This window comes from Bifidobacterium italicum, assembly GCF_002286915.1.
In the GTDB taxonomy this organism is placed as follows: Bacteria; Actinomycetota; Actinomycetes; order Actinomycetales; family Bifidobacteriaceae; genus Bifidobacterium; species Bifidobacterium italicum.
In genome coordinates this window covers 1-21,911 of sequence record NZ_MVOG01000009.1, presented here as the reverse complement: position 1 = coordinate 21,911, position 21,911 = coordinate 1, and the positions used below count along the sequence as shown (strand labels likewise).

General features: G+C 64.8%; 15 protein-coding genes, 1 tRNA gene and 2 pseudogenes. 10 read left to right on the top strand and 8 right to left on the bottom strand.

Features of this window, described 5'->3' with window-relative positions:
- Positions 1-82: 82 nt before the first annotated feature.
- The 3 genes and pseudogenes from B1400_RS03405 to B1400_RS03395 all read right to left on the bottom strand — a co-directional run.
- Positions 83-544: pseudogene (locus tag B1400_RS03405) on the bottom strand (flavodoxin); the annotation flags it as partial.
- 269 nt (positions 545-813) lie between these two features.
- Complete coding sequence (locus B1400_RS03400; protein WP_095613054.1) at positions 814-1,911, bottom strand: alpha/beta hydrolase family protein; 1,098 nt, start codon at positions 1,909-1,911, stop codon at positions 814-816.
- A gap of 267 nt (positions 1,912-2,178) precedes the next feature.
- Positions 2,179-2,251: transfer RNA gene (locus tag B1400_RS03395), tRNA-Ala, on the bottom strand.
- Between the two features lie 248 nt (positions 2,252-2,499).
- Between B1400_RS03395 and B1400_RS03390 the strand changes: the two genes are divergently transcribed.
- Positions 2,500-2,913, top strand: a complete 414-nt coding sequence (locus B1400_RS03390) for a hypothetical protein (protein ID WP_095613053.1) — start codon at positions 2,500-2,502, stop codon at positions 2,911-2,913.
- Positions 2,914-2,995: 82 nt separating this feature from the next.
- On the opposite strand, the gene B1400_RS03385 is transcribed toward B1400_RS03390, so the two are convergent.
- Complete coding sequence (locus B1400_RS03385; RefSeq protein WP_095613052.1) at positions 2,996-3,733, bottom strand: DedA family protein; 738 nt, start codon at positions 3,731-3,733, stop codon at positions 2,996-2,998.
- A 365-nt stretch (positions 3,734-4,098) separates the two neighbouring features.
- Positions 4,099-4,752 carry a YesL family protein gene (locus tag B1400_RS03380; protein WP_162288166.1) on the bottom strand — a complete coding sequence of 218 codons (654 nt, stop codon included), beginning with the start codon at positions 4,750-4,752 and terminating at the stop codon, positions 4,099-4,101.
- 466 nt (positions 4,753-5,218) lie between these two features.
- Between B1400_RS03380 and B1400_RS03375 the strand changes: the two genes are divergently transcribed.
- The 9 genes and pseudogenes from B1400_RS03375 to B1400_RS03340 all read left to right on the top strand — a co-directional run bounded on the left by B1400_RS03375 (position 5,219) and on the right by B1400_RS03340 (position 18,404).
- Complete coding sequence (locus tag B1400_RS03375; RefSeq protein ID WP_235607302.1) at positions 5,219-6,283, top strand: ABC transporter permease; 1,065 nt, start codon at positions 5,219-5,221, stop codon at positions 6,281-6,283.
- Between the two features lie 42 nt (positions 6,284-6,325).
- Positions 6,326-7,282 carry a carbohydrate ABC transporter permease gene (locus B1400_RS03370; RefSeq protein WP_235607301.1) on the top strand — a complete coding sequence of 319 codons (957 nt, stop codon included), beginning with the start codon at positions 6,326-6,328 and terminating at the stop codon, positions 7,280-7,282.
- A gap of 117 nt (positions 7,283-7,399) precedes the next feature.
- On the top strand, positions 7,400-9,166 hold the full coding sequence (locus B1400_RS03365) for an extracellular solute-binding protein (protein WP_095613049.1): 1,767 nt from the start codon (positions 7,400-7,402) through the stop codon (positions 9,164-9,166).
- A 254-nt stretch (positions 9,167-9,420) separates the two neighbouring features.
- Positions 9,421-10,161: pseudogene (locus B1400_RS10045) on the top strand (alpha-L-fucosidase); the annotation flags it as partial.
- 109 nt (positions 10,162-10,270) lie between these two features.
- Positions 10,271-10,984, top strand: a complete 714-nt coding sequence (locus B1400_RS10040; RefSeq protein WP_268802257.1) for an alpha-L-fucosidase — start codon at positions 10,271-10,273, stop codon at positions 10,982-10,984.
- Between the two features lie 49 nt (positions 10,985-11,033).
- Complete coding sequence (locus B1400_RS03355) at positions 11,034-13,163, top strand: glycoside hydrolase family 3 C-terminal domain-containing protein (RefSeq protein ID WP_095613048.1); 2,130 nt, start codon at positions 11,034-11,036, stop codon at positions 13,161-13,163.
- 84 nt (positions 13,164-13,247) lie between these two features.
- Complete coding sequence (gene yicI / locus B1400_RS03350; RefSeq protein ID WP_095613047.1) at positions 13,248-15,278, top strand: alpha-xylosidase; 2,031 nt, start codon at positions 13,248-13,250, stop codon at positions 15,276-15,278.
- A gap of 66 nt (positions 15,279-15,344) precedes the next feature.
- Positions 15,345-17,378 carry a beta-galactosidase gene (locus B1400_RS03345; protein WP_235607300.1) on the top strand — a complete coding sequence of 678 codons (2,034 nt, stop codon included), beginning with the start codon at positions 15,345-15,347 and terminating at the stop codon, positions 17,376-17,378.
- A gap of 87 nt (positions 17,379-17,465) precedes the next feature.
- The gene (locus B1400_RS03340) at positions 17,466-18,404 is read left to right on the top strand and encodes an ROK family protein (RefSeq protein WP_095613046.1); all 939 of its coding nucleotides are present in this window, start codon (positions 17,466-17,468) and stop codon (positions 18,402-18,404) included.
- A 13-nt stretch (positions 18,405-18,417) separates the two neighbouring features.
- Here the strand turns inward: B1400_RS03340 and B1400_RS03335 are convergent, their stop codons facing one another.
- The 3 genes from B1400_RS03335 to B1400_RS03325 form a co-directional block, all read right to left on the bottom strand.
- Positions 18,418-19,224 carry a TetR/AcrR family transcriptional regulator gene (locus tag B1400_RS03335; protein WP_235607299.1) on the bottom strand — a complete coding sequence of 269 codons (807 nt, stop codon included), beginning with the start codon at positions 19,222-19,224 and terminating at the stop codon, positions 18,418-18,420.
- Between the two features lie 163 nt (positions 19,225-19,387).
- Entirely contained in the window at positions 19,388-20,209 is an 822-nt protein-coding gene (locus tag B1400_RS03330; protein ID WP_095613045.1) for an alpha/beta hydrolase, read from the bottom strand.
- Between the two features lie 118 nt (positions 20,210-20,327).
- Positions 20,328-21,887 (bottom strand): dolichyl-phosphate-mannose--protein mannosyltransferase, encoded by a 1,560-nt coding sequence (locus B1400_RS03325; RefSeq protein ID WP_095613044.1) that lies wholly within the window; start codon positions 21,885-21,887, stop codon positions 20,328-20,330.
- Between the last annotated feature and the right edge of the window lie 24 nt (positions 21,888-21,911).

The following is a 21,911-nucleotide window of genomic DNA, read 5'->3' as shown; positions in this document are numbered from 1 at the left end:
GGAAACATATAAGGCGATGATGCGCATCGGACTGCATGCGCATCATCGCCTTATACTTGTTCATGCGGTTCGCCACAAGCCCTCAGGACTGCTGACGGACCCAGGCCTCGACGTTCTGCGCGCTTTCCGACGAGCTGAAGCGCTGTCCATCCTTCCAGTCGCCGCCGTTGGCGAGCTTCGCCAGTTCGCTCGCGCTCGAGCCTAGCGGCGAACTTGCGGAGGTGTAGAACGGGATGACCGTCTTGCCGGAGAAGTCATTGGCACGCACGAAGGTGTTCACCGGCCATGCGGCGACGCCCCACCAGATCGGGTAGCCGATGTAGACGGTCGTGTAGCGGTCCCAGTCGGGCACTTCGGTCGTCTTGAGCTTGACGTCGCGCAGGCTTTCGTCGTCGTGCTCCCTGCTGACCCGGCTGTCGGCGTTGTTGTAGTTGAGGTCGTCGCTCGTGTACGCTTCGGCGGGTTCGATCGCGAACAACGTGCCGCCGGTGGTCGTCGCGATGTCCTCGGCGACACGCTTCGTGCTGCCGGTCGCCGAGAAATACGCGACGAGCGTCGTCTAAAATCGTCGTTCCGCTGTATTGGTTCTCCTCGCGATCCGGTGCCATACTGTGCTGCGAACGCACAAGCTAAATGGTTTGGCAAGGAAGTGCCATGAATCTGACAAAGCGCATCATGACAAGGCCTCCTCGGGCTTGCGGCGGTGGTGACGTTAGCGGCGTGCGGCTCGACCGGCTCGGCGTCGAACAGCCCGGACGAGGACGCTGAGCCGAACGACGTCGCCGACTGGGTGACAAGCCGGCGACGTCGTGATCACGCTGTATGACTGTCGTAGAAATCAACGAAATGCTTGAACAGATCGTCGTTCAATGAGTTGGACCATTGCTTCCGATCAAGGTTCGTATCGATGTATGCGGCCTTGTCCTTCGCGAAACGCTCCTTGTTCGCCGGGTCATTGGGGTCATAGTCGAGAGAGGCGCGCCACTGGTCGAACTCGCTGTTGAACGCATCGGCATAGGCGCCTTGGAAGTAGTCGTCATGCCCTTGATCCTCAAAGGAGACGAAGGTGAAACGAGGATCGTCCCTGTAGTGTTTGAGATAGGTTTCGTAACCGTATTCGGCAGGGACGATCTCATCGTCAAAGCTGTGTACGATCATGACGGCGGCGTTGCTCTTCGAGAAACCGTCCAACGCGGTGTTCGAGGCGTATTTGCCGAACCGATGCCACTCATGCAGCCTCACGAAGGGCATCATTGCATAGATGGCGTTTCCCGCCTGCTTCTTTCCTTCCGATGCGAATAAATCGGATGAGGCGTTGAAGCCTGAGCATGCGATCACTGCCTTCACTTCGGGATGGTAGGTAAGAACATTGCTCACGCTGTACGCACCCCAGCTATGCCCGAACAGGACCATCGGCAGATTCGGGAAATGACCGCTGTCGCGCACGAAAGAGATGGCGTAATCGAGATCCGCCACCCCTTGCGGCAGACCGCCGACGCCGTCACCCTCGCTTTCGTCGTTGCCGGTGGCGTCGTAGGCGAACACATGGTAGCCATGGTGGGCGAAGTAGTTCGCGAAGTCCATATACGAATTGTGGCCGCCTCCGCCAAAACCGTGCGCCATCACAATGATTCCATGCTGATCTTCTCCCGAGCTGTACAGGTATCCCGTCAGCTTCTGCCCTTTGTCAGAGCTGAACTGATAGCGGGTGCGCCGCAGGCCGTCGAAATCGTCGACAGATCGTTTGAGCGGCTCGTAACTCTCGAAGCGCTGATTGAAATTCTCGTCATACACCATCGCAGACGCCATCCAATCTCCGGCAATGAGCAGTACGGCGATGATGGACGCCACGATGGCAGCGATTTTCTTCTTGCTTGACTTCGCCTTCGTGTTCACCTGTGCCTGTTCCATCGGCGTTGTCTTTCGGATTCGTGATGCTGCAAAGCGCGCTGCTGCATCGGCCTATACTTGCGGAACCACAGTGTATATCAGCGAGGAACGGCATGGGGGATACTGCCCGTTTTCATCGATTTCGACTACCGGCTTTCGGTGCAGGACCTGCCCGATGCCGGCGAGCCGGGTCTGGAAGCATAGGGTGCGATTGAAACGTCGCATGTTGAAAGCGGCGTCTGAAAAACGAAAAGAGCCGCTGCGGTGGAATGAATGCAGCGGCTCTAGTGGAGCTGATGGTAATCGAAACCACGACCTCTTCGATGCGAACGAAGCGCTCTACCAACTGAGCTACAGCCCCGTGGATGTTGTCGTGCTCCGCATGACAACTCGCCTAACGATACCCGCGGCCGCGAACAAATGCAAATCGCGTGTGTCGCGCCGGCGCGTCGGCGACCGGCATATGGTGGACCGCATCTTCCGCGCAACGCGTCACCCGGTGGCGCGGTGCCGCGTAGGGAACCGGCTTCCCGAGCGCGCAGGACGGTGCCGGCGACCGCGACTATATGAGCGTCGTCACGCATGGCGACGGCGAGTTCGGCGTGATGTGTGACGGGACTCGCGAAGGACCGATCGCACGGGTTCAAGTCGGTCCGGCTGTTGCGCGGCGTCGGCGAGACCGTCTATGGACTGGATGCGCGATTCGCCGCGTTTGTGAAGAACGGCCAGAGCGTTGGCATCTGGAACGCGGACGTCGGCACCGCCTCCGAGCGGCGGTGCAAGGACATCCCGTTCTCTATGACGGGCGGTGGTCGCCGTGTCTTCGTTAACGACCGCGGCCGCGTCTCCTTCGAAGTGGACGCCGTCGACGCCGAGGACGTGCGGTGCTCGGCCCCGGACGAGACGATCGACTTCTGTGCGATCTACGGATCGACGCCGAAGCGGATCCTCGAGTGCTACACGCGGCTGACCGGCCGTCCCGGGCAAGTGTCGATGGCTGACCTGACCCCTCACGCCGCGTAGGGCGGCGGGAACATGGACGCGCCGGCGACGGACGGTGGACACCGTTCGTCGCCGGCGCGTTTTGCGTTATCAGCTGGCGGGATCAGTCGTTATCGGCGTCGTCGAGGGGTTCGACGAGCGGCGTCGTCTCGTCCTTGGCGAGTTCGGTCGCCGACGCGACCTTCTTCCTGCCGAACTTCGCCTTGAACAGGCCGACGAAGGTCGGGATCAGCGAGATGACGAGGATCGCGACGATGACGAGCTCGAAGTTCTCCTGGACGACCGGGATGCCGCCGAAGAAGTAGCCGAGCAACGTGAACAGCGACGACCAGACGAGGCCGCCGAGGATCGAGAACGGCGTGAAACGGCGCCACTGCATGCCGGTGATGCCGGAGATGAACGGCATGAACGTGCGGATGAACGGGAAGAAGCGCCCGAGGAAGACGGCGAGCGGGCCCCAACGGTCGATCATCGTCTCCGTCTTCGCGAGACGCTCCGGCGTCATCGCCTTGACCTTGCCGGATTCGATGATGCGGCGGCCGAAGAAATGGCCGATGAAGTAGTTGCACTGGTCGCCGAGGATCGGCGCGATCCAGACGACCGGCAGCAGCGCGGCGAGCGGCAGCGCGGATTCGCCGGTCGCCGCGTCCGGCGCGGCGAAGAACCCTGCGGCGAACAGCAGCGAGTCGCCGGGCAGGAACGGGAAGAAGACGACACCGGTCTCGATGAAGACGATCAGGAAGATGAAGCCGAGCGTGGGGGCGACGCCCATCGCGATCCAGCCGGCGATCGCGCCACGCGGATCCTTGAGCAGGTTGGCGATGAAATGAATGAATCCCATGGAAATCCTTGACGAGTGAGGACGCGGATGCGCCGTGACCATTCGTTACCTATTACCGACATATATCAATAGCACGGCAGCCATACGGGCGGAGCGGATACGTCTCGGCCGTCCCAGTCGGCGGGGCGGACGGGGAAGTCGGTCGCGAAGAGGGTCGGTTGTAAACGGAGTCGGACGGGTGTGCGATGGTCCGGTCGCGAAGTGGTCACGAAGGAGGTCGGGAGGGGGTACCTGGGTCCGGAAAGGAAAGCGGCCGCAGCGGAGGAAACGCTGCGGCCGGTTGTTGAGGAAAGGGGAAGGGTAAGTCTTGGGGGATTGTTCACCGGGTGTCCGTCTCGGCATATGGCGCGGTGCCTGACGGGGAATCACAGCCCGGAGTTGGCGTTCACGAAGGTGGGGCGCTCGACCTCGCCGTAGCCGCCGTACTTGCGGAAGCCCCACAGCAGGACGAGCGACTTCGCGTAGGCGACCCAGCTCATGCCGAAGATGAGCATGAGCACGCGGATGAACGGGATGAAATAGGCCAGCCCGAGCGCGACGACGTCGATGCCGACGAGTGCGAAGGAGCAGGCGAAGGCGCGCCACGGGAACATCGCGGCGAGCTTCCAGGTGCGGCCGATCGAGTTGTCGAAGCGCGCCTGCAGCGGGAAGAGGTATTCGGCGAGGAACAGCACGGCGACCGTGGCGGCGACGAGGACGATCAGCGGAACGTAGGCGGCGTCGGTGTCCCAGGCCACCCAGAACGCGAGGCCGAAGACGAGCGCGGCGACGAGCGCGAGCAGCAGCAGCCCGGAGATGAGCCCCTGTCTGAATTCGCGCTTGAAGCGCTTGAGGTATTCATGTACGAGCCTGATGTCGTCATGCTCGTCGTATTGGAACAGCGTGCTGTAGAGCGCCGCCTGCGCCGGTCCGATCGTGACGATCGGCAGCAGCGTGACGAGGAAGACGAGATTGAGCGCGGTGAATCTCGCGAGCGTTCCCATGAACTGCCAGAACGGCGCTTCCGTGTTGAACCTCATGGCTGCTTCCTTTTCCTTCCTGTGCCGCGTCGCCGCGGCCATGCTGCGACGCGGACCGTGCGATCGCGCCGTCCATCCGCCGTATCCGTATCGCGTCTGGTGACATATATGTATGTCTGCATGCCGATGCATGTCGTCTGGTCGAACGGCGTGGGGACGGCTGGTTGGCTATGTGTCCACATCGACTTTTGTTGATAAGTATATAAATAAGAAATGATGTTGTCTACTGCGACAGTGTCTGCGTGTCGCGGAAACGCTGTCGTTCCAGCGCAAAATGATTTCAGCCCACAGGGAAGCGTATGTGGCCTCCGTTGCTTCCGGAGGCGGGAAATCGCCGCGCGGCGGCACTTCGTTATCTGATTTGACAAACGAATCCGTTGTTTATAATCTATTCAACAAGAAGTGAGAAAGCCTCGCGAGGTTGCGGGACTTGGAATCGCTGACATCAGTTTCCAAAGGAGGAGAGATGCAGACGTCGTCTAGCACCGAAACCGATGAGACCATCGGCTTAACAGGTGGCGCCGCGGCCGTCGTCGGTAGGGAAGTCGAGGCCGCCGAGGGATCCAAACTGAGCCGTCGCGACCGTCGCGCCGCGAAGAAGGCGGCGAAGATGGCCGCCGAAGCCCATGTGGACAAGCGCCATGCGTTCAAGCTGTGGCTGTACGTGGCCCCGCTGCTGATTCTCGTGTTCCTGTTCAGCTACGTCCCGCTGTTCGGCTGGATCTACGCGTTCTACGACTACCAGCCGCCGATCCCGCTGTCCGAAAGCAAGTTCGTCGGCCTGCAGTGGTTCGAGATGATGGTGCAGAACCCGGCGCAGCTGCGCACGATCGGCCAGGTGCTGCTCAACACCTTCGCGATGTCGGGCCTCAACATCCTCACGTCGTTCCTGCCGGTCATCTTCGCGATCGCGCTCAACGAGATCCGCGCGAAATGGTTCAAGAACCTCATCCAGACGCTGACGACGCTGCCGAACTTCATCTCCTGGGTGCTCGTCTACTCGATCGCCTTCGCGATGTTCTCGTCGACCGGCATGGTCAACGACCTGCTGCAGAACCTGCATATCATCAGCGAACCGATCAAGTTCCTCGACTCGCCCGACCAGGTCTGGCTCAAGATGCTGCTGTGGAACCTGTGGAAGGGTCTCGGCTGGGGCTCGATCATGTACCTCGCGGGCATCGCCGGCATCGACCCCGAACTCTACGAGGCCGCGCAGGTGGACGGCGCGAACCGCTTCCAGCAGATCATCCACGTGACGATCCCGCAGCTGATGCCGACCTATTTCGTGCTGCTCATGCTGTCTATCTCGAACTTCCTCAACAACGGCATGGACCAGTACTACGTCTTCCAGAACGCCTTCAACCAGAAGTGGATCCAGGTGCTCGACCTCTACGTCTACAACGTCGGCATGGGCCAGAACAGCCTGTCGCTCGGCACCGCGATCTCGATGCTCAAGTCCCTCGTCTCGGTCGGCCTGCTGCTGCTCGTCAACTGGCTGTCCAAGCGCACGCGCGGCGTGGGCATCGTCTGATCCCCGGCAATCGACAAGGTTCAAGGTTTTTAAGGAGTTACCATGACAACCGCAACAGCACCTGCGACCGCCAAGAAGCCGAGGAGGGCCAAGGCGAGCGTCTCCCCGGCCATGCGCCGCACCAAGGGCGAGAAGATCTACAACGTCGTGAACATCATCATCCTCACGTTGTTCGCGCTGATCTGCACGTACCCGTTCTACTACCTGATCATCAACTCGCTGTCGAACAACCAGGCGGCCGCCGCGGGCGATGTCACCTGGAGGATCGAGGGCCTGCACTGGGACAACTACAAGACCGTGCTCGGCCTCGACGGCCTGGCGCAGTCCGCGTGGATCTCGGTGGCCCGCACCGTCATCGGCACCGTGCTCACCGTGCTCGCCTCCGCCTACCTCGGCTTCATGTTCACGCAGCAGAAGATGTGGAAGCGCTCGTTCTGGTACCGCTTCGTCGTCATCACGATGTACTTCAACGCCGGCCTGATCCCGATGTTCATCACGATGAAGAACTACGGCCTGACGAACAACTTCTGGGTCTACATCCTGCCGGCGATCGTGCAGCCGTTCAACATCATCCTCGTCAAGACCTACATCGAGTCGATCCCGTCGTCGCTGCAGGAGGCGGCCGAGGTGGACGGCGCCGGCACGATGACGGTGTTCTGGAAGATCGTGCTGCCGATGTGCACGCCGATCCTCGCGACGGTGGCGATCTTCTCCGCCGTCAACCAGTGGAACTCGTTCCAGGACACGCTGATCTACATGACCGATTCGAAGCTGTGGAGCCTGCAGTACCTGCTCTACACCTACATCAACCAAGCGAGCTCGATCGCGAACTCGGTCAAGGCGAACGCCGCGAACGCCGCGCTGCTGGCCACGGCGGCCACGCCGACGGCGATCCGCATGACCGTTTCCGTCATCGTCGTCCTGCCGATCATGTTCATCTACCCGTTCTTCCAGCGCTTCTTCGTCAAGGGCATGATGCTCGGCGCTGTCAAGGGCTGACCGTACGCGGGGAGCCGTGCGGCTCCCCGCCCCGATCCACGTTTCCGTACCAACCACCAACCAACCAGATGTGCTCAGCGATGAGCCGAAGTTAGAAGGATACAAGGAGGTTTCCTCATGGAAATCAGGAAGAAGATCGTCTCGGGAATCGCCGCGACGCTTTCGGCGGCGATGCTCGTCTCCGTCGCGGCCTGCGGCGGCAACGACTCCGCGAGCGACGGCCCCGACGACGGCAGCTTCATGAAGGTGGACGTGTTCTCGTCGACCGCGAACTACCAGGGCGTCCAGAAGGGCTGGTTCGCCAAGATCGTCAAGGACAAGTTCAACATGGAGCTCAACATCATCGCCCCGAACGTGGCCGGCGGCGGCGACACCTTGTTCGACACGCGTTCCACGGCGGGCAACCTCGGCGACCTCGTCATCGTCGGCATGCAGAACGGCCGTCTGCAGAAGCTCGTCAAGTCGAAGCTCATCACCGACATGACGCCGTACTACGGCAAGATGACGAACGTCAAGCGCTACCAGGCCGGCGTGGACTACGTGACGAAGCAGGCCGGCCAGGACGGCGTCTGGGGCGTGCCGGGCAACGTGTCCGACGAATCGCCGACGAAGTCCGCCGACGGCATCGAGCCGGCCGCCGCCCCGTACATCCGCTGGGACTACTACGCGAAGATCGGGTACCCCGAGATCAAGGATCTCGACGGTTTCGCGGACGTGCTCAAGCAGATGCAGGACAAGGCGCGCGAGGAGACCGGCGACGACGACATCTACGCCGTGTCGCTGTTCAAGGACTGGGACGGCGAGATGATGCAGAACGCGATGGCCGCCTCGCAGTGGTACGGCTACTTCGCGCAGAATTCGGTGCTCGTGCCGTCCGACGACAAGGATTCGCAGATCGTCCCGGCCTCCCAGGTCGGCAGCGCCTACGACAAGATGATCGAGTTCTTCAACAAGTGCGACCGCATGGGGCTCGTCGACCCGGAATCGACGACGCAGAACTGGGACAACCTGTCGACGAAGGTGACGAACGGCAAGGTGCTCATGTCGATCTGGTCGTGGCTCGGCAAGCCGCGCATGAACGGCAACGAGAACCAGGAGAAGGGCGTCGGCTTCATGCTCGCCCCGCTGCAGGACATGGACGTCTACACGCCGGGCTTCCAGCCGGAGGGCGACGGCAACACCTTCATCGCGATCGGCTCGAAGGCGAAGAACAAGGAACGCCTCGCGAAGTTCATCGACTGGCTCTACTCGCCCGAGGGCATCTACGCCTCGGCGGCCAACTCGGGCGGCGCCGCATGCCCGAAGGAGATGTGCTGGACGCTCAACGACAAGGGCGAGCCGCAGCTCAACGAGTTCGGCGAGAAGGCGATGTTCAACTCCGACGGTCTGCAGGTGCCGGCCGAATACGGCGGAGGCTCCTACAACGACGGCATCTCCACGCTCAACTTCAAGACGGTGAACGCGAACAGCACCGATCCGGACACGAAGTCCGCGTTCAACCCGCAGCTGTGGGCGACCCAGCTCGCGAAGCAGACGAAGCTGAGCGAGGACTGGTCGAAGCACATGGGCGGCGCGAAGACCGACATCGAATACCTCGAGAAGGCCGGCAAGCTCGCCGTCGCGCCGGGCGCGACCTACACGCCTCCGGAGGAGGACTCGCAGATCTCGACGCTGCGCTCGTCGGTCAAGACCGAAGTGATCAACGCGTCGTGGCAGGCCGTCGTCGCCAAGACCGAGGCCGAATGCCAGTCGACCTTCAAGAACATGGGCACGCAGCTCAACGACCTCGGCTACGCGCAGGTGCTCAAGGTCGACGAGGACAACGCGAAGGCGCTGATCAAGGCCCGTCAGGAGATCGTCAAGGAGTACGCGGACAAGGAGTGACACTCCGGGGCGCCGTCTCCTTGCGGCACAACTGAGCAACTGAAGGTCGCCGCCGTCGGCGGGCGTCGGCGGCCATCGGCGCGGGAACGTCGCATCCGTCGGGATGCGGCGCTCCCTGCGAATCACCGTTTGGTTCGATCATCGAACCAAATTGGATGTGACAGTCGCGGCCGACGGCGCACGTCCGGCGGCCGCTGGGCGCCCGCAGCGCCAGCAGACGGCGAAGAACAAAGAACAGGGAAGGGGAGAGTGCGATGATGGACGACACGACGAAGCCGAATGCCACAGGCCGGCCCGAAGGCGGGGCGAAACTCGACGCGGCCGCGACGCCCGACGCCTGCGCCGTCGACGCGACGATCGCCGCCGGCCCCTATGACGCGACATGGGCGTCGCTCGCCGCGCACCGCGATCCGTCATGGTTCGCCGACGCGAAGTTCGGCGTCTTCACGCATTGGGGGCCGTACACGGTGCCCGGATACCGCAACGAATGGTATTCGCGCAACATGTACATCGAAGGCTACCCGGAATTCGACCACCACCGCGCCGTTTACGGCGCGCAGCGCGACTTCGGCTACAAGGACTTCATCCCGATGTTCACGGCGCCGGCCTTCGACGCCGACGCATGGTGCGCGCTGTTCGCCCGCGCCGGCGCGCGCTACGTCATGCCGGTGAGCGAGCACCACGACGGATTTCAGATGTACCGCAGCCGGCTGTCGCGCTGGAACGCCGCCGAGATGGGCCCACGCCGCGACGTGCTCGGCGAACTGCGCGCCGCCGCGATCGCGCACGGTCTGCGGTTCACGACGTCGAACCACCGCGCCGAACACTGGTGGTTCATGGGGCACGGCCGCGCCTTCGACTCCGATGTGCGCGAGCCGATGGGACGCGGCGACTTCTACTGGCCGGCCATGACGCCCGAGCCGAACGAATTCGACATCGACTCCCGTCCCGCGCCGAGCAGGGAATTCCTCGACGACTGGTTCGCGCGCAACGTCGAGATCATCGACATGTATCTGCCGGAACTGCTCTACTTCGACTGGTGGGTGCAGCACCGCGCGTTCAAGCCGTATCTGCGCCGGCTCGCCGCCTTACTACTACGACCATATGGCCGCGCGTGGCCTCGACGCCGCGATCTGCTACAAATACGACGCGCTCGCATGGGGCGCCGGCATCGTCGACGTCGAACGCGGCGGATTCGCCGATGCGACGCCCTTCGTCTGGCAGACCGATACGGCGATCGCGCGCAACTCGTGGTGCCACACCGACTCGCTCGACTACAAGACGCTGCCCGAGCTGCTCGTGAGCCTGATCGACGCGGTGAGCAAGGACGGCAACCTGCTGCTCAACGTCGGCCCATGCGCCGACGGCTCGATCGACGACCGCGACCGCACGTTGCTCGAAGGCATCGGCGACTGGCTCGCGGCGAACGGCGACGGCATCTACGGCAGCCGTCCGTGGCGTATCAGCGGCGAAGGCCCGACGAAGCCGCAGACCGGCATGTTCGCCGACCAGGAGCCGACGCCGTGGACCGCCGACGACTGGCGCTTCACGACCCGTGACGGCGACCTCTACTGCTTCTGCCTGAACCCGGCCGGCGCCGACGAGCTCGTCTGCCGTACCTTCGCGGCCTTCGACGGCGAACACCGGCCGGCCTTCAACGGCGTCATCACCGGCGTCGAGCTGCTTGGCGAAGGCCCGGCGCATTTCGAACGGCGTGAAGACGGCCTGCATCTGCCGCTGCCGCCGCGATTGCGCCGTACCGGCCAAAACGGCGGTGAGCCCGCGCCTCCGATCGGCTTCCGATTGCATATCGGCTAGCCGCACCAAGACCCGCAGACCATGACGAAGTGAATGAAGGAGATCGGCAATGACGATGATCAGCGAGGCGAACAAGCGTAAGGCCCGCGAGCTGACGCAGCAGATGACGCTCGAGGAGAAGATCGGCATGATCCACGGCGCCGCGTTGTTCCACACGGCCGCCGTGCCCCGGCTCGGCATCCCCGAGATGGTGTTCGACGACGGCCCGATGGGCGTGCGCGCCGACACCTACGACGACAACTGGGCGCCCCGGCACAACACGCGCGACGAGGTGTGCTACCTGCCGTCCGGATCGGCCGTGGCGTCGACCTGGAACCCGGCGCTCGCGTTCGAGACCGGGCGCGTGCTCGGCGAGGAGGCGCGCGGGCGCGGCAAGGACGTGATCCTGGGGCCGTCGCTCAACATCAAGCGCTCGCCGCTGTGCGGACGCAACTTCGAGTACATGAGCGAGGACCCGGTGCTCACGGCGGTGCAGGGCGACGCCTACATCGAAGGCGTGCAGCTGTCCGACGTGGCCGCCTGCCCGAAGCACTACGCGGCCAACAGCCAGGAGACCGACCGCCTCGAGGTCGATGAGACGATCTCCGAACGCGCGCTGCGCGAGATCTACCTGCCCGCGTTCAGATCGGCGGTGCAGGACGCCGGCGCGTTGACGATCATGGGCGCCTACAACAAGGTCAACGGGCGGCAGTGCTGCGAATCCCCGATGCTGCTGGACGGGATCCTGCGCCGCGAATGGGGCTTCGACGGGCTCGTCGTGTCGGACTGGGGCGGCATCAAGGACACCGCCAAAAGCGCCGTCGTCGGCATCGACGTCGACATGAACGTCACCTACGATTTCGACGACTACCGCTTCGGGCGTCCGCTGCTCGAAGCCGTGAAGGCCGGCGAGATCGCCGAGTCGCTCGTCGATGAGAAGGTGGAGCATGTGCTCGCCGTCATGGACGCGCTCAAGATGCTCGACGACGCGCGCAAGGGCCGCAAGGCCGGCTCCTACGCGACGATCGGGCACACGGCCAAGACGCTCGACATCGCCCGCGAATCGATCGTGCTGCTGCGCAACGACCACGACGTGCTGCCGCTCGACCGCTCCGCCATCTCGCGCCTGCTGATCGTGGGCGCCAACGCCGACCGCATCCATTCGCTCGGCGGCGGCTCCGCCGTCATCAAGGCGATCCACGAGATCTCGCCGCTCAACGGCATCAACGGCTTCGTCGGCGGCAACATCGACATCACCTACGCCGAAGGCTACTACGCCCCGCAGGTCAACCAGAACGACACCTGGCAGGAGGACAGCCTCGAGAACGCCGCCGACAAGTCGGCCGACGAGGCTGAACGCGCCCGGCGGCTGCGCGACGAGGCCCTCGCGCTGGCCCGCGACTTCGCGGCGAGCGGCGACCCGATCATCTTCGTCGGCGGCCTCAACCACGACCACGACCTGGAGGCCTACGACCGCAAGGGCATGGGGCTTCCGTACGACCAGGACGCGCTGATCGACGGCCTGCTCGACATCGACCCGGACACCGTGCTCGTGTTCGTCGCCGGATCGCCGGTCGAGATGCCCTGGCAGCCCAAGGCCTCGACGATCGTGTGGAATTGGTACAACGGCATGGAAAGCGGCTTCGCGCTCGCCGAGACGCTGTTCGGCGCGGTCAACCCGAGCGGGCACCTGCCCGAGACGTTCCCGGTGCGCCTGGCCGACTGCCCGGCGAACTCGATCGGCACCTTCGGCCTCGAAGGCCACGTCGACTACGCCGAGGACATCTACGTCGGCTACCGCTACTACCAGACGAAGGACGTGCCGGTGCTCTTCCCGTTCGGGCACGGCCTGGGCTACACGACCTTCGACTACGGCGACCTGCAGGTGCGTGCGATCGACGACATGATCCGCCTCGACTTCCATCTGACGAACACCGGCGAGCGCGCCGGCAAGGCGGTGCCGCAGCTCTACGTCACGCTCGAAGGCACCGGCGAGGACCGTCCGGCGCTCGAACTGCGCGGCTTTACGAAGGTCGCGCTCGAGCCGGGCGAACGCCGTCAGGTGACGATCGAGCTGCCGCGAGACGAGGCGCTGCGCTACTGGAGCACCAAGGCGGGGGCGTTCGCGCTCGCGCCGGCGGCGCGGCTGCACGTCGGCGAATCGGTCGGCGACCTGCGCCTCGAAGGGCGTATCGGCTAGGCGGCGCCGGACGGCCGGCGGCCAATCCATCGGGCGACCACATCAACCACATCAACCAATCCACAGACAACCAAGGGAGAAATCATGAAGTTCCTCAACGGCGGATGGCTCATCAAAGACGGTTTCGACGTCAAGTACGCGGCCAACATCTACACGGCGGACATCGAGGCGGACAAACTCACGCTGTTCTGCCCGTTCGGCTCGCCCATCTACAACCCGGGCATGACGCTCGACGGCGGCATTCTGACGATCGAGGTGACGAGCCCGCGCGAGAACATCATCACGACGCGTCTGATCAATTTCCGCGAGGACCGTTCGCACAAGCCCACGTTCGCGCTGAACGAGACGTCGCCGCAGGTGAGCGTCGAGGAGAGCGACGAGGCATGGCTGTTCACCTCGGGCAAGCTCACACTGCGCATCGCCAAGGGTGAGACGATCGATTTCACCTACCTGTACGACGGCAAGCGGATTGCGCACTCCGGATGGCGCGCCAAGGCGCTCGTGACCGATCCGAGCGGCGTGCTGCACGTCTCCGAACAGCTCGATCTCGGCGTCGGGGAGAAGATCTACGGCCTCGGCGAACGCTTCACGAACTTCGTCAAGAACGGCCAGTCGGTCGAGATCTGGAACGAGGACGGCGGCACCGGCACCGAGCAGGCATACAAGAACGTGCCGTTCTACATGAGCAACAGGAACTACGGCCTGTTTGTAGACAACCCGGGCAAAGTCGAGTTCGAGATCGGCTCCGAGAAGGTCTCGCGCGTGCAGTTCAGCGTGCCCGGGCAGGAGATGAGCTACTCGGTGATCGGTGGCGCCGACATGAAGGAGATTCTCGCCAACTACACGGCGCTGACCGGCCGCGCGCCACTTGTGCCGGACTGGAGCTACGGCCTGTGGCTGAGCACGAGCTTCACGACCGATTACGATGAGCAGACTGTGCTCGACTTCGTCGACGGCATGGCCGAGCGCGACATCCCGCTGTCCGTCTTCCACTTCGACTGCCGCTGGATGAAGGAACTCGAATGGTGCAACTTCGCCTGGGACGAGTCGAAGTTCCCGGATCCGGAAGGCCTGCTCGCCAAGCTGCATGAGCGCGGCCTCAAGGTCTGCGTCTGGATCAACCCGTACATCGGCCAGAAGTCGCCGCTGTTCGCGGAGGGCGCGAAGAACGGCTACTTCATCAAGCGCAACGACGGCTCGGTGTGGCAGTGGGACAAGTGGCAGGCCGGCATGGCGATCGTCGACTTCACGAACCCGGACGCCGTCGCGTGGTATCAGGGCTATCTGAAGAAGCTCGTCGCGATGGGCGTCGACTGCTTCAAGACCGACTTCGGCGAGCGCATCCCGACCGAGGACGTGCGGTATTATGACGGCTCCGATCCCGAGCTCATGCACAACTACTACACGCTGCTGTACAGCAAGGCCGTCTACGACGTGCTCGTCGAGACGAAGGGCGCCGACGAGGCGATCCTGTTCGCCCGTTCGGCGACGGTGGGCGGCCAGTGCTACCCGGTGCATTGGGGCGGCGACTGCTCGTCGAACTATCCGTCGATGGCCGAATCGCTGCGCGCCGGCCTGTCCTTCGGCATGTCCGGCTTCGGCTACTGGAGCCACGACATCGCCGGCTTCGAGGACCAGGCGACGCCCGACCTGTACAAGCGCTGGACGCAGTTCGGCCTGCTCAGCTCGCATTCGCGCTACCACGGCTCGACCGCCTACAAGGTGCCGTGGCTGTATGGCGACGAGGCCGTCGACGTCTGCCGCGAGTTCGTCGAGCTCAAGGACTCGCTGCGCCCGTATCTGGAGAGGATGGCCGTGCAGACGCACGAGACCGGCGTGCCGATGATGCGCGCGATGGTGCTCGAGTTCCAGGACGACCCGACGTGCGAGGACATCGACACGCAGTACATGCTCGGCTCGGACATCCTCGTCGCTCCGATCTTCAACGAGGAGGGCGTCGCCCGCTTCTACGTGCCCGACGCCGGCGACGACGCCCCGTGGCGCAACCTGATCACCGGCACCGAATACGAGCCGGGACGCTGGTACGTCGAACGGTACGACTACCACGCGCTGCCGGTGCTCGTGCGCCCGGGAGCCGACCCTCGCAACATGTGATCAGACGATAGACCGACAAGATGATCCGGGCGGCCGACGGCGGCCGCCCTTATGCAAAGGAGCTGCATGATGACGGCCATGTTCGGCGATTTCCTGTTCGGCGGCGACTACAACCCCGAACAGTGGCCGCAGGAGAGCTGGGAGCACGACCTCGAACTGCTCGGGCGCGCGCACATCAACGAGGCGACGATCAACGTGTTCTCGTGGGCGCTGCTCGAACCAAGCGAGGGCGACTACGACTTCTCGATGCTCGACGCGATCGTCGCGTCGCTCGACCGGCACGGCGTGCGCATCGTCATGGCGACCGGCACGGCCGCCGTGCCGGCGTGGATGGCGCGCCGCTACCCGCATGTGATGCGCAAGGGCGTCGACGGCACGCAGCAGGTCTTCGGCGGCCGGCACAACTTCTGTCCGAGCTCGCCGAAGTACCGGGAACGCGCGCGGGCGCTCGCCTCGGCCGTCGCGCGCCGCTACGCGGGGCATCCGGGACTCGTCGCATGGCACGTCAACAACGAGTACGGCAACGGCGGCGGCTACTGCTACTGCGAAACCTGCGCGGCCGCCTTCCGCAACTGGCTGCGTGCGCGCTACGGCACCGTCGACGCGCTCAACCGCGCCTGGTGCATGAACTTCTGGAGCCACACGATCCATGATTTCGACGAGGTCGTGCCGCCGGTCACCTACGGCGACGGCATCGGCACCGACAAATGCGTGATCTCGGGGCTGCAGATCGACTACCGCCGCTTCCAGAACGAGCAGATGCTCGACTGCTTCCGCCTCGAGCGCGACGCGATCCGCGAGTCCGACGCCTCGACGCCGATCACGACGAACCTGATGGGCACGTTCAAGGACCTCGATTACTTCGCATGGGGCCGCGAGATGGACGTCGTCAGCTGGGACAACTATCCGGGCATGGACACGCAGCCGAGCTTCACGGCGATGTGCCACGACCTGATGCGCGGCGTCGGCGGCGGCAGGCCGTTCATGCTGATGGAGCAGACGCCGAACCAGCAGAACTGGTTCCCGTACTGCAAGGTCAAGCGTCCCGGCGAGGTCGGCAAGCTCAGCTGGCAGGCGGTCGCGCACGGCGCCGACACCGTGCAGTTCTTCCAGCTCAAGCAGTCGGTCGGCGGCTGCGAACGCTTCCACGGCGCCGTCATCGGCCACGACGACTCCGACCGTTCGCGCACGTACCGCGAGGTCGCGGCTCTCGGCGCCGACGTCGCCGCACGCGCGAAGCGCATCATGGGATCGCATGTCGACGCGAAGGTCGCCGTCGTCTTCGACTGGGAGAACTACTGGTCGCTCGAAGGCTGCGTCGGACCGACGCAGGGGCTGCGCTACCCGGACGAGGTGCACCGCTTCTACCGGGCGCTGTGGAAGCGCAACGTCGCCGTCGACGTCATCGAAAGCACGGCCGACCTCGAGACGTTGCGGCGATACGACCTCGTCGTCGCGCCGACATTGATCATGGTCAAGCCGGGCGTCGCCGACAACCTCGAACGCTACGTCGAAGGCGGCGGCGTCCTCGTGACCGGATACATGTCCGGCATCCACGACGAGCACGACCTCGTCGTCGAAGGCGGCTACCCGGGGCCACTGCGCGGCCTGTGCGGCGTCTGGGTCGAGGAGATCGACGCGGTCGCGCCCGGCGCGAACGTGCCGGTGCGGCTCGACGTCGGCGACGGCGCGGCGGTCGACTGCGCGGGCGAGATCGTCGCGAGCATCATCGAACCGGAGGGCGCGCGCACGCTCGCGACCTACGGCGGCGACGACTTCTACGCGGGCACGCCGGCCGTCACCGCGCACGACGTCGGCGACGGCCGCGCGATCTTCGTCGGCACCGCGCTCGACGAGGACGGCATCGACGCGCTCTTCGACGACGTATTGCACGCCGCCGGCGTCGCGACGATCGACGCGCCCAACGACGTCGAGGTCGCCAGCCGTGTCGGCGACGACGGCACCGTGTACACGATCGTGACGAACACCGGCGATGAAACGCGCGTATGGGAGCGTGAGGACGGCGGACGGATCGTGCTCGACCCCTTCGCCGTGCTGCTGTTCGAGGACGGCGTGCCCGTCGCCGCGCCGGCCCGATGAACGGCATCGGCCGGGACACGGACCACCCCGGCCGATATCGGCACGTCGTCGGTACAATTGGCGATGACGGACGAAAGGCAGCGATCGATGACGAAACGGAGTGGCGCACATCAGGTGCTCGCGTTCGAGATCAACACGAACTTCACGCGGTACGCACTGTTCACCGACGGACGGATGGGCATACCCGGCACCTTCGCGACGCCGAACACCGATCCCGACGAATTCTACGACGTGCTCGCGCAGGTCGTGCGCAAACTCGACGTGCGGCTCGACGGCATCGCGATCAGCATGCCCGGATTCATCAATCCGCGCACGCAGACGGCGGAGACGGCCGGCGCGCTGCGCATCCTGTACAAGCAGCGCATCGGCGCCGAACTGACGGCGCGGCTCGGCGTCGACATCCCCACATGGATGGAGAACGACGCGAACTGCGCGGCGATGGCCGAGAAGATGACCGGCAACGCGAGGAAATGCGACGACTTCGTGCTCTTCACGCTCGACATGGGCATGGGCGGCGCGCTGTTCCTCGACGGCAGGCTGCGCCGCGGCAAGGACTGGCGGGCCGGCGAACTCGGCGCGATGATCATCAACTACGACTCCTCCGGCGCGCTGCCGCTGCACGACTTCGTCTCGACGATGAAGCTCTCGCAATGGTACGCCGACGAATTCGGCGTCAACGCGGGCGACATCCTGCCGAGCACGTTGTTCCACAAGCTCGACGACCCGCGCGTGCGCGCGATCGTCGAACGGTGGCTGCGCTACGTGGCGGTCGGCGTCTTCAACACCGTCGTCGCCGTCGACCCGCAGATCGTGCTCATCGGCGGCAGCATCAGCCGCGAGCCGGCGCTTGTGCCGATGCTCGAGGACGCATTGGACTCGATCCGCGACTGGAAGCCGTTCAAGACGCGGATCAGACGCTGCCGCCACAGCGGCAACGCCGGTCTCATCGGCGCCTACTACATGTTCGTCGAGGAGGTCGTCGAAGGCGGCGGCGTCGGAGACACGCTCGCCGTCGGCGCGCGCTGAACGCGGCGGCCGCTCAGCCGAGCTCCTGCAGCGTGTACGGCAGCAGGCAGCGCGTGTCGCCGGCGTCAAGCTCCGACGGGTCGTAACAGCCCTCCCATGTCGTGCGCGGGAAGATGACGTCGCTGAAGCGCACCCATTCCTCGAGCAGGTCGATCGATTCGTCGGCGAGCCAGCGCTGCTGCAGGCCGTCCATCGCCGACTGCGCGAGCGTGAACAGGTCGAAGAAGCGCTCCTCGGTCATGCCGCGCGGCAGCAGCCAGTTCATAGAACCGACCATCTCCCACAGCCGCATATGGCGGCCGGTGAAGAAACGGTGGGCCGGATGGTCGGGGTTGAGCGCCTCGCCGCTGAGGACGCAGAACAGCTGGATCATCTCCGGACGCTGCATGTTGTACAGCACCGTGTTTAGGCAGTAGCGCGGATAGCAGTAGATGCGGTGGCCGTCGCCGTCGACCGCGGAAGCGCTCAGCGCGGCGAACTCGTTCGATTCGGTCGTGTCGTAGCCCTCCGCGAGCACCATGTGCAGCAGGTCCTCCTTGGAGTCGATGTAATGATAGAGCGCGGCCTCGCTGATGCCGATCTCGTCCGAGATGTCCTGCAGCGACATGCCCCAGTAGCCTTTGACGGCGATCGTCTTCGACGCGGCGCGCAGGATCTGCAGATGCCGCTCCTCCTGGCTCATGCGCTTGCGCTTGACGAAGCGCTTGCCGGAGGTCGTGTCGCGCACCGTGACCTCATGGGAGGCGAGCAGTGGTTTGCGCGGCTCGTTGGAGATGCCATGCTGGTCGAGGATCTGCTGCCATGCGGCGACTGTCATCATAGGTCCTTTGCTCGGCGTCGCGTCGACGACGATCGACGATGAAGACGGGGGATCGGGCGTGCGCGGGAGGGTGCGGCCCGACGCGCGCATGCGGTGCACGCCGTGCACATAGTGTAGCGCGCGTGGTGTAGCGGTGTGCGCCGTCGGTGCGCGTCGTGCGGGCTCAGCGCGCGAAGACGCGGTCGAGCCACCGGAAGGCGAGGGACGGCCAGACGTCGACGCCGGGTTCGATGCCGTCGGTGCCGCCCCATGCGGTCTCGGCCGTCGCGAGCGACAGGCCATGTCCGCCGGTCGGGAACAGATGCGCCTCGATCGGCACATCCGCGGCCTTGCAGGCGGCGATGAGCAGCAGCGTGTTCTCGACCGGCACGCAGTCGTCCGGCACCGTGTGCCAGACGAAGACCGGCGGCGTCTTCGCGTCGATATGCTCCTCGATCGAGACCTCGCGCATCATGTCGGGGTCGGCGTAGCGCTCGCCGAGCAGTGCGCGGAAGCTGCCGTCGTGGCGGTGTCCGCCGGCGCTGATGACCGGGTAGGACAGCATCAGCGCGGCCGGTCGCAGCATGTCCGGATCGTAGCCGTGGGCGCGCATCACGTCGTCGGAGGCGCTCGTCGCGAAGTCGGCGGCGAGATGGCCGCCGGCGGAGAAACCGATGACGGCGATGCGCGACGTGTCGACGTGCCATTCGTCGGCGTGCTTGTGCATCAGCCGCACCGCCTCGGCCACCTCGAGCACGGCGGTCGGGTAGACGGACGGCTTGCATGAGTAGTGCAGCACGAAGGCGTCGCAGCCGTGCGCGAGGAATCGGAACGCGATCGGCTCGCCCTCGCGGCCGGTCGTCATCTCGTAGCCGCCGCCGGGCAGCACGAGGACGGCCGGGCGGCGCCGATCGGGGTCGATGTCCGGATAGTTGTCGGGGATGTAGCCGGCGAAGCGCGCGTCGGTGCCGTCGATGCCGGCGATCGTGGTCTCGAAATACTGCATGGCACTCCTTTGTTCGGGTCGTCGGCGACGTCGACGTCGCCGCCGTGGGGGACGGACGGTCCGTCGACCATATTAGTTCATTCGTCGAAATATTCTGGTGGGGATATCCGGACGCCCGTCAGATCCACGAATCGAGCCACATATGGCTCAGCCAGAATTCATAGGGCACCGGCATCGCCGTCCAGATCGGGTAGAAGAAGATCGAGACGAGCGTCGTCACGACGAGCACGCAGCACAATGTCGCATGCCACGGCGCCGGCGTGCAGGTCTCGCGGATCCAATCGAGCACATAGCAGATCGCGAGGATGATCCACGGCAGCAGCACGATCGAATAGAACGTGAAGGTCGTGCGGTGCAGATACTGCGCCCACGGCAGCCAGCCGGCGAGGAAGCCGGCGAGCACGGCCCAGATGCGCCAGTCGCCGCGCCTCCAGATCGCGATGCCGATCGCAACGAGCGTGCACAGCGAGCCGAGCCACCAGATGATCGGGTTGCCGAGCGACGTCACGGCGGCGACGCATTCGCTCTTCGGCGCGAGCGAGCACAGGCCGGGATGGCCGGAGGGCTTCTCCCAGTAGAAGCTCGTCGGGCGGATCTGCAACGGCCAGGTCAGCGGGTTCGCCTTGTAGTCGTGCGGCGCGTCGAGCGTCGTATGGAACTGCCACATCTGCCGGTGGTATTCGACGAAGGAGCGCAACGTCGGCGGCAGCCATGCGACGCCCCGGCCGGGATGGGAGAGCGCCCAGTCGTGCATATAGGAGTCGGGGTGGATGAACCAGCCGATCCACGTCGCCAGATAGCTCAGCGCGTACAGCGGGACCATGTACAGCGCTGCGAGCAGGCCGGAGCCGAGGCCGGCGTTGAGGAACCAGCGCCGGTAGCCGGCCTGGTGGTACAGCCATGCGTCCCACAGCACGCTGATGACGCAGAAGACGGCGAAGAAATAGGTGCCGGACCATTTGACGCCGGTCGTCAGGCCGAGCAGCACGGCGGCGCCGACGCGGTACCAGGAGCATGCGGTCTGCGGCGGCCTGGCGTCCGGGTCGGCCTCATGCGCGGCGAACAGGCGCCGGCGTGACCAGTCGCGGTGCATGACGAGCAGCATGAACGCGCCGAGCGCGAACACCATGATGAAATTGTCGAGCAGGCCGGTGCGGCTCAGCACGATGCCGACGCCGTCGATCGCCATCAGATAGCCGGCGACGAGCGCGATCGGCATGTTATGCCACAGGCGCAGCGCCAGACGGATCAGGATGACGATCGCCGCGACGCCGGCGAGCGCCGTCGCGATGCGCCACGCCCAGACGTGCTGCGCGCCGCCGCATAGCCTGAGCCCCAACGCGATGAGCCATTTGCCCATCGGCGGATGCACGACGTATTCGGCCGAGTCGAGCCATCCGTCGACGTCACCGGCGGCGAAGGGGATGTTCGGGCTCACGCTCGCGCCGTCGTAGACGACGCTGTCGGGCCAGTCGCGCGGTTCGCCGGTGGTGAGCATCGTCCACGCGTCCTTGACGTAGTAGGTCTCGTCGAAGACGACGGCGCGCGGCTCGCCGAGACGCACGATGCGCAGCAGCGCGCCGAAGAGCGCGACGATGAGCGTCAGGCCCCACGAGACGGGCGCCGACGGCGGGGGCGTGCGCAGGCCTCGGGCGCCCCCGCCGGCAGCCCCGGCCATGCGCCGGCCGTGCCTCGGCCGCGT